This window comes from Paenibacillus ottowii, from assembly GCF_050516475.1.
Taxonomy (GTDB): domain Bacteria; phylum Bacillota; class Bacilli; order Paenibacillales; family Paenibacillaceae; genus Paenibacillus; species Paenibacillus ottowii.
This window is the reverse complement of the sequence record NZ_CP191577.1, coordinates 1,864,021-1,875,289: the sequence shown is the minus strand read 5'-3', so window position 1 is coordinate 1,875,289 and position 11,269 is coordinate 1,864,021. Positions and strand designations below refer to the sequence as shown.

Here is an 11,269-nt window from a genome sequence, read left to right as displayed (position 1 = left end):
TAATTATTCTAAAGTTAAAAAAGGCGCCACAGGGTCACTTAACCCTGTGGCGCCTTTTTATAAAAGTAGCACGGAAGCTGAAACAACGTCATGGATGAGTTACTCAGCTATTTGATACTTGAAAATACCGTTATGTTCATAGTCAATCAGCTTGACTTCAGACAATCTACGATCAAAGAAAGAGCGCTTTTTTCCATTTTTATCGAATTCTTCTGGAAGAATCAGTGTGGGAGTACATTCAGGAATAGGTTGAGATAGTTGTTCTTTTAAAATATCAATGTGTCTGTCGTATACATGGGCATCGTCGATACACCAATGCAGTGTGCCTAAATTATAGCCGCATTGATTAGCGACTAATCTGTGCAATACTGCATACTGGTAGACATTAAACGGATGACCTAAAGCCATGTCGGCAGATCTTTGCTTAACATGTAAATCAAGCACACCATTGTTTACCTTCCAACTTGTAGCCCAGACACAAGGCTCCAAAGTCATTTCGTCCAGTTCATCAACGTCCCAGAGACTGGTCATAATCCTACGTGAACCAGGGTTTTTTTCAAGCTGATAAAGTACATATTCCACTTGATTTAGCTTTTCTTCTTGCCAAGAAACTTTACGACATTTTTTGGCAAGTTGATAGCCATAAGCTTTGCCAATCGTATTTTCTGCGTTGGCCCATTCGTTCCAGACCTTGCATTTGCGGTCTTGAAGCCAGGTTACGTCGTTTGATAGCTCCTGCCAAATCCACTCTAGTTCGACCAAAGGTGTTTTTTGAAAGACTCGCTTTGAGCGCAAGATTGGTATCCCGTCTTCAGGTTTAACTTTAAAGTTGACTCCTTGGATAAACTTAGTTGGTGCAGGACTGCCATCTGCATATTTTGCACGAACCAAAGCAGGGTCTTGATCCGTACCGTTCTCAATAATATCCATTACTACATCACGATAAGTCTTATCGAATCCTGTATAGTTAATCATCCAATCACCCTTTTTATTTCGATAGATCGATCCCCATTATAACACAGGAGGCAAACAGCTCTAAAAAATCATCCGTTTGTCATTGTGTAACGAGTGATGCTATAAATGACTATATAATCAAAACATTTAATTCATAAGGAGTTGTGTCATTCCGAATTATCAGAAGCTCTCAAAGAAGAATGTTGATCCTGAAAATCTAATAAAAAAAGAATATTTCGACATGTAACAAAAATGTTTAGCATTTGATTTTAGAAAGGGAGCAGTTAAATATGGTAGTAAATACAATCTTTTATGATAGCTATCAGCAAGAAATCGTTGAATTGAGAAGACATTTTCACACTTTTCCGGAATTGAGCATGGAAGAAAAAGCAACTGCCGATTATGTTGAGAAGTATCTCCAAAAATTGGGCTTACAAACGAGTCGCGTTGGAGAGTACGGAGTAACAGCAATGGTTTGGGCGCCTGAAAATATACAAAGTCTCTGTAAGACGGTCGCTATTCGAGCAGAAATGGATGCCATTGCAGTTAATGAGGAAAATAATTTGCCATGGAAATCACAGAAAGACGGGGTCATGCACGCTTGTGGCCATGATGCTATTGTTGCTTCGGGTCTTGTCTTAGCAAAGTTATGCTTGAAGTATCGCGAGCATTTACCGGTGAATGTGAAATTTATTTTTCAGCCGGCAGAAGAGAATGGTAAGGGCACTCAATTAATGTTGGACGGGGGAGTGATGGAGCAGCCTAAAGTAGATTACTTTACTATGTTTCATTATGTCAATGATGCACCTTCTGGGGTTGAGCTTCATCGCGGTGCTTCTTCTGCTGCAATAGGTTCTGTGAAGATCAAAATAAAGGGACAAGCGAGTCATTGGTGCAGTTATCAGGAAGGCGCTGATACCATCGCTGGAGCTGGAGAGGTCATAAGAGCCATAACAAAATTAAACCAGTCCTATCAATCTTCTTCACCATTTATTTTAGGAATTGGAACCATTTCCGGCGGTACGGCAAAAAATGTTGTTGCTGGCGAAACCGTACTGGAAGGAAGCTTGCGTGCGTGTCGTATGAAGGATTACGATTGTCTGCGTAAGCTATTTTTAAAGGACATTGAAAAGATTCAAGAAGAATTTAATTTAACCATCGAGGTAGAGATTGATCAGCAACCGGTACCACCTATTATCAATGATGATGAGCTGGTCGATTTAGGTTTAGCTGCTGGAGTGAAGGTATGGGGGGAACATTGTAGATTGGTAACGACGGAATATTTGTCAGGCGACAGTGCAGCATACTACTTTGATTATGCAAAAGGGATCTTCTTTATCTTCACGGCTAAGAAATCTGGAGAAAAAGCCTATCCTCTGCATAACGGGAAATTTGATATAGACGAAACGGTATTATGGAAGTCGGTATCTGTTTTACACCAATTCTTATTGGAGTTTTCCGATAAAAAAGAATGAAAACACTTTTTTGTAAAATTTAAAGAGTTTTTGCTTTTAATAAGCAGATCAATGATCTGCTTATTTTTTATCTCATTCCTATACAAGATGGTTGAATTGGAACAATAGCCATAGAAGAGAGGCTTATACTTCTATGTAAACAAGAGCTTTTTTAAAATCCATACGTTTTATGAACATTATTTCAGAATGGTATAAAATTAAAATAAGGAGATTTTCAAATATAAATGAGGTTGCTTAATTACTCATGTAAAGAAGGTTTATCATAATTGAGTATCGCCAAGTTATACAAGTAAAAGAACATGGGTGGTGGGAGGAAAAGCGAGAGTTTGGCACAATGATTGCGTTATGTCATTCTGAGTTGTCTGAAGCTCTCGAAGAAGTTAGAAAAGGAAGAGAAATTTACAAAAATTACTATAGTGAAGACGGGAAACTTGAAGGCGTACCTTCAGAATTAGCGGATGTAGTCATTCGTATTTTAGATATATGCGGCTATTATAATATTAATCTTCAACAGGCAGTTATAGAAAAAACGAATTCAATAAAAAGAGAGAATTTAAGTATGGTAAACAGTTCTAATTCATTTAAGAACCCAACCTAATATTCAAAATGAATTGATGATCTCTAATTTTATAAATTTTAAAGGAGTCCTGTGAAATGACTTTGTCTAATACAACACGTAGTAGAATTGGAATGCCTATTGTTGGTTTCGGCACCTACCAATTATCTAATGATCAGGAAGAATTTAGTGTAAGGGAGGCCAACTCAGCTGGCTTTAGACATATTGATTCTTCAGAAATATATCGAAATGAAGAAGGGACTGGTAGAGGAATAAAAGCAGCAGGTGTATCTAGAGAACAAATATTTGTGACCACAAAGCTTTATCCTGTATCTGGAACGTCAGAAATAACATCGAAAAATTATAAACAAACAATGGATACACTGAAGAATCAATTAATTCAACTACAGCTCGATTACGTGGATCTCTATCTAATACACGCTCCTTTGTCCGAACTTAGATTAGAACAGTGGACGGCACTAGAAGAATTGAAAAAATTAGGCTTGGCGAAACATATTGGGGTATCTAATTATAATATCTCAACAATTAAAGAAATATTTGATGCAGGGCTCACCGCTCCTGAAGCAAATCAAATCGAATTTCATCCCTTATGTACTCAAGTCGAACTGACCAGTTACATGAGTGAAAATTCAATTGCTCCGATTGCATATAGTTCGCTCGCTCCGCTTTCAACTTTGAGAACTGGAAAAGAACAAGGAGGAGATATTTTTACGGATGCAAAAAAAGAATGTCAATTGATCAGGAAAGAAATTGCTGATAAACTTCATGTTTCTGAGGCAAAAGTATTATTGCGATGGGCTCTACAACGTGGCTATGGAATATTAAGTAGAAGTAGTAAAGCAGAACGTATTCGAGAAAATTTGGATTTGTTTGATTTTGAAATTTCTAACAGTGATATGGATCTTTTAAATAGTTTAAATCAAAATCAACAATTAGCTTAGGCAACTAGTGGTATTAATCCTATGGAAGCTCCAGTTATAAAATAATTATGTTGCTATTTAATAAAAAAGTATCTGTTTAAAAAGCGCTATATTATAGCACTTTTATTTTTTTTAGCACATTTGTGAAAAATATTACCCGACATCTGTAATAATGTGATTGTTGCAGGTTTCGTCTCAATCCATTCAATAATACATTGCGTCCAACGTACCGATCACTGCGCTTTAAATTTGCCGGTCGAACGGATCAATACGGACCAGATCGGCATAGACGGGTGACTAGAAAAATAGTCATACGAAATTTTGCTGTAGCTTTCTATGTGAATCAACCACGTTTCTACTTGTTTATAATTCTCTGCATAAATTCCTCTAGTTACCTGGCGCGGCGCTTCTCTTTACTGAAATTGCGAACCGTTAGGACAATAATAAAAATACAAACGAAATCAACGGCTATATGCACACAGGCTGTGCAATCGTATCAGCAAAGAGTATAATCAATACGTCACCCTTTCTTCATATTCTTTAATTATTTTATAAAAAGTATTCTTTTTCAAATCTAACCGCTGCATCAATTCTACACCTGTCAATTCTCCAGATTTCCATTTAGAATATTCTTCTTCCAGTATAGCGCGTTGTCCTGACGACATCGTAGCTAAATTGATTGGAGGTCTGCCCAAGTGTTTTCCTTTTTTTCGAGCTGCTGCGATTCCTTCAGATTGTGCCTGCTTAATATCATTCCATTCTTCTTCAGCCAGCCAACTTAAGATATGCAGCACCAAGTCCATAATCAGCTGCCCGACTCCTTCAAGCTCTTTGTACTTACGTGTATCCAAGATAGGAATATCGGTGACAACTACATTAATATGGGCATCAATCAGCCACTGCCACTCTTTTAAAATCTCCTGCTTGTTTCGACCAAATCTGTTAATTGATTTTACAAACAGTGTATCACCTTCCCGAAGCACACGTTTCAATAACTGATATTCCGGACGATCAAAATTTTTACCGCTTACCTTATCAATAAAAATGAATTCATTGGGAATCCCCTGCTCCTGCAAAACTGTCAGCTGCCGATCTTCATTCTGATCCTTAGTTGATACGCGGGCATATCCATATTCTCTCGTATGTGTTCGCATATTATTCTCACACTGTTTAAAAAGGTTATTCATAAAATATAAAAATACCCTTTAAGGACAAAAATCAGCGATCATTTCTGGCATCCGTAAAGGTACACCTTTTAGGACAGAAAAATTATATTAAATTGATGACCTCATTAAGCTAACGGGCAGGATAGTTCAAATACGTGGTATCATGTGGTGAGTAATTAATGGAGCCCTCTTTTACAATGTTGAGAATGGGGGAAATCGTGGTCGGCTTGGAATGGGAAGGTTTGTATAGAGAATTGTTGGGAGATGGAAACCAATTGCTTATGGAAGGCGCAATGGATGTCTGTCATCGCTTATCAAAGACCCATCGAATGTTCGTAATCACGAATGGTATCACTCACACGCAAATCAAACGCTTGAAGCAGTCTGGGCTATATAAGTTTTTCGAGGATATCTTTGATTCGCAAAGCATTGGTTATCAAAAACCGAAGGGAGAATTTTTCAATTACGTCATAAGTCATATTTCAGAATTTAATAGAAAGGATGCGCTTGTCATTGGAGATTCATTAAATACGGATATCAAAGGTGGTCTTCAGTCGGGCATTGACACCTGTTGGGTCAACAGAACCGGACAAATAAGTCCGGCAGAAATTAAAAGCACATATACAATCTCAAACTTAATGGAGCTCACTTCCATCTGTTAGGCTGTAAAAACAAACGCTTGTGCCGCCTCAATTATCACTTTTTGGTGACTATATCACAAAAAAGTGGGTACTGTTTTTCTTGTAACTTTTCCCCCATACTATCGTTCATAGGAGGTTCATGAGGCAGACAGAGCATCCTATACCATATAAATCATTATAAAAGGAGTGTAATAGAATGGGGAAATTTGACGGGAAGGTAGCAGTTGTAACAGGAGGTACAAGCGGCATCGGTCTCGCGTCGGCACAACAGTTCGTAAAAGAAGGAGCTTACGTTTTTATCACGGGACGCAGACAACGTGAACTGGATGAAGCAGTAAAGCAGATCGGAAAGAATGTTACAGGTGTCCGAGGTGACATATCTAAATCGGAAGATCTAGATATATTATTCGAAACAGTTAAGCGAGAAAAGGGACACTTGGACATTCTCTTTGCAAATGCCGGACTAGGGTCATTGCTTCCATTAGGAGAAATTACAGAAGCACAATACTACAAGACTTTCGATGTCAACGTGAAAGGAACCATCTTTACAGTACAAAAGGCATTAGCTTTGTTCCCAAATAAAAGAGGTTCGATTATTCTAACGGGATCCACTGCTGGCTCGACGGGGATGCCAGCGTTTAGTATCTATGGTGCATCCAAGGCAGCGATCAGACAGCTCGTCCGCAGCTGGATTCTTGATATGAGAGGGACCGAAATTCGTATAAACATCCTTAGTCCGGGAACAGTCGTAACGCCGGCGTACGATGAGTTATTTGGCTCTGAACTAGATCATTTCCTGGAACAGGCAAAAAATGATATTCCGCTCGGCAGAGTGGGGCAGGTTGAAGAGATCTCCAATGCTGTCATGTTCCTAGCCTCTAATGAAAGCAGCTATATGAACGGCGTTGAATTATTCGTAGATGGCGGAGTAGCTCAAGTTTAACCAGGACATAATAATTTTCAAACGACAAAGATTTTTAAATCAACTTAAATGCGATTGTATTATCCCCTCCATGTAACGTTCAATTTTTCCTTCAGTGATCCTTGAAGGATCAAGCGATACATGAAGGGGATATTCTTAGATCGGGAGATGGTGCATTGATATGAAAACATTTTTCTGTGAACTGGAAGTTACACTAGAGGTTATCGGAGGAAAGTGGAAGGGGCTTGTTCTGTACTATTTAATAAAAGGACCTAAACGGACGGGAGAGCTTAAGCGACTCGTTCATAATATATCGCAAAAGATGCTGATTCAAACTCTTCGGGAACTGGAAACAGACGGATTAATTCGCAGAAAGATGTACAATCAGGTACCGCCTAAGGTGGAATATTCAACGACGGAACTGGGTCAATCACTTGAACCCATTTTGAGATCGCTTTGTGATTGGGGGGGAATTACGCAGAGCAATCCTTCGCTCCGGGCGAGATTGAGATTTTGTATCTGGATTAACTGTCGGGGGACAAGAGCATAGTCCCATTTGAAGTCGCTATTTTAGCGGCTTTTTTGTTTTATCGGTACAAGTTCTTGTCCAGAGCCAAGAATACTCTACATATGAAGTTATTTACGAAGTTCGTAGATAAGACGTTAGCCGAAAGAAGTTCTTAGTTTAGGAGGAGTCTATATGATATTAGAAAAAGTTATAAATAGAATTGTAATACAAAGTGAATATAAGGATTTTGTTAATACGTATCAATCCAAAAAGGGTTGCGAGCCGTATTTGTTATATGATCAAATCATCATCTGTCGACAAGAACCATTTAATTATTAACTAATAATATAGTGTCGGGGGACAAGAACATGGTCCCATTGGAAGTCGCTATTTTAGCGGCTTTTTTTGTTTTATCGGTACAAGTTCTTGTCCCGAACCAAAGACAAGAACTTGTACCGATTGCCGTAAAGGACAAGAACATAATCCGTTAGATAAGCTTCAAACTACATTTCACTGCACTAGTTCATTAAGCTAACGGGCAAGTTAGTGGATGAGTGAGCACCGCAACTAAACAATCATATAAAGCTTCATATTCATTGGGGGTGTTATATGATGAGGATGTGGATATCCACAATTTTTACCGTTGTTTTAATATCAATTCTAATAACTTCGTGTTCAAAACAGCAAACTGTTACCAAGCAAGTTCAAGAAAACGTCGCGGAATCACTTTCTGTCCCTGAACAGATCAATGTGCTATTCGGTGACGGGAACAAAATACAAATACATGATTCATTAGTTGTTGAAAAGATAATGAATCACTTATGGGCAATGAGTTTTACAAAAGTTGAAGGACCCGATACAGTTGGGCAGAATTTTACGTTGATGTTTTCGAGTGATGAGCAATATTCTAGTACAGGTTACTTCGTAATTAACAAGGTGCACTACAAAACTAAGGACACAAAACGTGTCTCAGAGGATTAATAAGTACGTCTTGGATTATGGCAAAAGCATCATGCCCCAGCTGTTGCCAGGAGTCTGAGCAAACAGGTAAGCGGTTGAGGCTAATGACAATGAACCCATTACGCTAACGGGAAACGATAGTTTAATGATGACCCGAAGGCAGCCGGCCACAAAGATCGGCTGCCTTCGTTGCGCTATTCCAGCTAATAGCTTGTCAATATTTAATTGTTAATGGACGAGATACGAGGCAGGATAGCACAATAGCGGCTTAACCAGCATGTGGCGGCAGTGGGAGGCCATCATTAGTTCGTCGGAATGCCAGAGCAACTGGTGGACTTGATGGAGCAATGATTTACCATAGCCATATCCATCACGTTTAAATAAATTGTTTCGGATAGGGATTTACAAATAAGAAAAAATACATTATCGTATTTTCATATTACTAGAAATAACGAATTATAAACTGAAAGCGAGGGAAATGTACATGGAGAGCAATTCGGAGACGCTCGAAGCCGTAAAAGTATATAAAGCGCTCGGAGAGCCGACGCGGCTCAATATTGTCCCAACTCCTTGCTAGCGAACCGGAACAATGCTGCGTCTCGATGGGAGAGAAGTTGAAAAACGTCGCCAACTCCACATTATCGCATCATTTGAAGCAGTTGTCGGAGTGCGGATTACTTCAATCACGAAAAGAAGGAACATTTATTTATTACAGCATTAATCGCAGAGTTGCGGAAAAATATGCGCCCTATCTGGTGATGTAAATTTTTTTGATATTATTATTATATTTCTAGAAATATAATAATTTATTCGAACAGAAGTCTTTAACGAGAAACGAAGTTGATCTTTGAAAACTGAGTAATGAGAATGAGACTTTACGGAGGAACTAAATCAGGTTTAGGTCTGTTATTCACTCGTTGCTCAGTTTTGAGAGTTCAACTCTCAAACTAATCTGTCTGAATTTCATTTCATCCGTTTGGATAGGTTGGACCGAAATTCACACAGGTTGCAGTTTCAAAGAAACTGAATTGATCCTTGAAAACAGGATAACGAAACGATATTTGCGTTTTAGTAAGTTCTTTTTAGCTGACTTGTGTCATGGAAATGACCGAGGATGTAAAAGCGGCTGTACCGAGGATTTTGGGATGACTGATGATCTAAGCGCCTAAAGGTGCGTAATTGAAACAGAGCTGACCAACAGCCACAATGAATGAGTCTCTATTACAGAAAGGTGGAAAACAATATGATAAAGTTCGTATATATGATCAATCGGATCGAGGGGATGAGTGTCGATGAGTTCGTAGAATATCATCGACATAACCACGCTCCTCTATTTTCCTCGATCCCAGAAGCCAAGAAGTATGTCCGAAAATATGTGGTGTCTCACCCGGTTGCCGCCGAGGGCTATCCACAACCCGCGTATAATGGGCTTACTGAAATCTGGTTCGACAGTTGGGCCGACCATGATGCGCTCTTCACATCGGACAACTACCTGCAAAAAGTTCAACCCGACGAAAAGAAGTTCATTGACTTCAGCTCTGTCGGTATCATGGTCGCAGAAGAAAAAACAGTGATCTAACTTTGTGAACCCTCCATAACATCACCGCCAACGGCATGAGAGAATCAACTGTTTGGCTTCGGGAGCAAGCAGAGAGTCGAGGATGATTGGCCTGAGGTAGAAGTGCAGCTGCATGAAACTGACAGGTACTAATCGGTCCAGGGCTTATCCAATTTCACCTCGAAGAATAAGCAGGGGCTAAAATGCAGATTTGTTTCGTACCCAGTTTTTTAAAGATAACTCTTGAAACGCTGAGAAAGTGCAGCTAATTTCTCGCTGTAACGTTTTTTGCACAACGCTTGCTTGGTGGTGATGGCTGAGGGGTTCCTCGCGTACCCATCCCAAACACGACTGTTAAGCTCTCCAGTGCCGATGGTACTTGGACCGAAAGGTCCTGGGAGAGGTAGAACGCCGCCAAGCAACAAAAAACACTGCCGACAATTCGGCAGTCAGGCTGTCGAGAAACCCCCTGTTTTTTTAATGAGGCTTAAAATGGTCATTTTGATCAAATAAAAATGGGTCCTCAGATCGTTTTAAATCGATTTTTGTTTTAAAAGTTGAGTCTCCCCAAACAAAAAATAAAGTGCCGGAAAGTCCGTTGGACTTTCTCGACACTCTGACTGCCGACAATTCGGCAGTGTTTTTTGCTGTGTGCAACGCATAGCGATTACCTAGGCGGTGAAGTCCGCTGTGAGGGCTGGTAGTAGCCAACCACTAGCCAAGAGCATTTTTGATTCGACACTAAGTGACGATTACGCTAACGGGAAACGTTAGTTGAATGACAACAGTAGCAAGGTAACAAAAAGTAGCTCCTGCATTGCCTGAAGGAGCTACTTTTTGTTGTGTATTGAATTTGTTTCAATTATTAATGGAAATGTGGCGTTCCTAAAAGCATACTTTTAGGAACGGTCCTAATTTGTCTATTTTACGTTCCAAAATGTTCGTAAATAATTATTGGAACGTTTCAATATTAATCACTGCTTTGGAATTGAAAGGAGGAGGCATATATAGTAGATATAGCTTATGTTTGTGTGTCGGCCAAATACCAAGCTACCAAAAAAATCATAAAATCCTAACTGCTGTACATGAAAAGCATCTTTCGGCTGCATTAGATTTGGCCAAAGATTAACAGTACATATAATGAAGAAAAAATTCGAAAGTATGAGGAGTATAGTAATAGAAATGATTTTGATAAGTCACTTATTAATTGGTCTAATTTTCATGTAGCAATCAGCAAACCTAAGTGATATATTATTAATCTAGCCGTAAGATTGGCCATGATGTAACGGCTAGATGAACTTAAAAAATTCAGAAGATCATCTACGAGTTATTATTTACCAGTAGTATGAATCGCCAAAGTATGATATATTATTTATCCGGCCCAAGAAAAGCCGAATGAAAATATTGATCTTTGAAAACTGAACAACGAGTGAGTAAACTGATTTTGTTCGCAAAATCAAACATGAGATATTTTATCTCGTCAGTTTCAAATGAGCTAATCGCTCTTTCGATAAACCAGCTTCGGTTGGTCTTTAATGGAGAGTTTGATCCTGGCTCAGGACGAACGCTGGCGGCGTGCCTAATACAT

At 39.2% G+C, this 11,269-nt stretch carries 10 protein-coding genes, 1 rRNA gene and 2 pseudogenes; 10 read left to right on the top strand and 3 right to left on the bottom strand.

Annotated elements, in window-relative coordinates; all coding sequences use genetic code 11:
• Window positions 1-99 precede the first annotated feature (99 nt).
• Complete coding sequence (gene thyA, locus ACQQ6X_RS08825) at window positions 100-975, bottom strand: thymidylate synthase (protein ID WP_305168225.1); 876 nt, start codon at window positions 973-975, stop codon at window positions 100-102.
• A 269-nt stretch (window positions 976-1,244) separates the two neighbouring features.
• Between thyA and ACQQ6X_RS08820 the strand changes: the two genes are divergently transcribed.
• From ACQQ6X_RS08820 to ACQQ6X_RS08810, 3 genes are all read left to right on the top strand, one after another.
• Window positions 1,245-2,429 (top strand): M20 metallopeptidase family protein, encoded by a 1,185-nt coding sequence (locus ACQQ6X_RS08820; RefSeq protein ID WP_305168224.1) that lies wholly within the window; start codon window positions 1,245-1,247, stop codon window positions 2,427-2,429.
• Window positions 2,430-2,763: 334 nt separating this feature from the next.
• Window positions 2,764-3,027 (top strand): hypothetical protein, encoded by a 264-nt coding sequence (locus tag ACQQ6X_RS08815; RefSeq protein WP_430493564.1) that lies wholly within the window; start codon window positions 2,764-2,766, stop codon window positions 3,025-3,027.
• 56 nt (window positions 3,028-3,083) lie between these two features.
• Window positions 3,084-3,947: an aldo/keto reductase gene (locus ACQQ6X_RS08810; protein WP_305168222.1), complete on the top strand. Its 864-nt coding sequence runs from the start codon at window positions 3,084-3,086 to the stop codon at window positions 3,945-3,947.
• 491 nt (window positions 3,948-4,438) lie between these two features.
• Here the strand turns inward: ACQQ6X_RS08810 and ACQQ6X_RS08805 are convergent, their stop codons facing one another.
• Window positions 4,439-5,080 (bottom strand): recombinase family protein, encoded by a 642-nt coding sequence (locus tag ACQQ6X_RS08805; RefSeq protein WP_305168221.1) that lies wholly within the window; start codon window positions 5,078-5,080, stop codon window positions 4,439-4,441.
• 209 nt (window positions 5,081-5,289) lie between these two features.
• On the opposite strand from ACQQ6X_RS08805, the gene ACQQ6X_RS08800 reads away from it, so the two are divergent.
• The 7 genes and pseudogenes from ACQQ6X_RS08800 (at window position 5,290) to rrf (ending at window position 10,101) form a co-directional block, all read left to right on the top strand.
• On the top strand, window positions 5,290-5,754 hold the full coding sequence (locus tag ACQQ6X_RS08800) for an HAD-IA family hydrolase (protein WP_305168220.1): 465 nt from the start codon (window positions 5,290-5,292) through the stop codon (window positions 5,752-5,754).
• Window positions 5,755-5,929: 175 nt separating this feature from the next.
• Entirely contained in the window at window positions 5,930-6,676 is a 747-nt protein-coding gene (locus ACQQ6X_RS08795) for an SDR family NAD(P)-dependent oxidoreductase (RefSeq protein WP_305168219.1), read from the top strand.
• Between the two features lie 160 nt (window positions 6,677-6,836).
• Window positions 6,837-7,183 (top strand): annotated as a pseudogene (locus ACQQ6X_RS08790) (winged helix-turn-helix transcriptional regulator).
• 589 nt (window positions 7,184-7,772) lie between these two features.
• Window positions 7,773-8,144: a hypothetical protein gene (locus tag ACQQ6X_RS08785; protein WP_305168218.1), complete on the top strand. Its 372-nt coding sequence runs from the start codon at window positions 7,773-7,775 to the stop codon at window positions 8,142-8,144.
• 463 nt (window positions 8,145-8,607) lie between these two features.
• A pseudogene (locus tag ACQQ6X_RS08780) lies at window positions 8,608-8,887 on the top strand (ArsR/SmtB family transcription factor).
• Between the two features lie 479 nt (window positions 8,888-9,366).
• Window positions 9,367-9,702 (top strand): EthD domain-containing protein, encoded by a 336-nt coding sequence (locus ACQQ6X_RS08775; RefSeq protein ID WP_305168217.1) that lies wholly within the window; start codon window positions 9,367-9,369, stop codon window positions 9,700-9,702.
• A gap of 281 nt (window positions 9,703-9,983) precedes the next feature.
• Window positions 9,984-10,101: ribosomal RNA gene (gene rrf / locus ACQQ6X_RS08770) — 5S ribosomal RNA — on the top strand.
• A 948-nt stretch (window positions 10,102-11,049) separates the two neighbouring features.
• On the opposite strand, the gene ACQQ6X_RS08765 is transcribed toward rrf, so the two are convergent.
• The coding region (locus ACQQ6X_RS08765; protein WP_305168216.1) for a hypothetical protein at window positions 11,050-11,269 on the bottom strand (220 nt) is incomplete at its 5' end.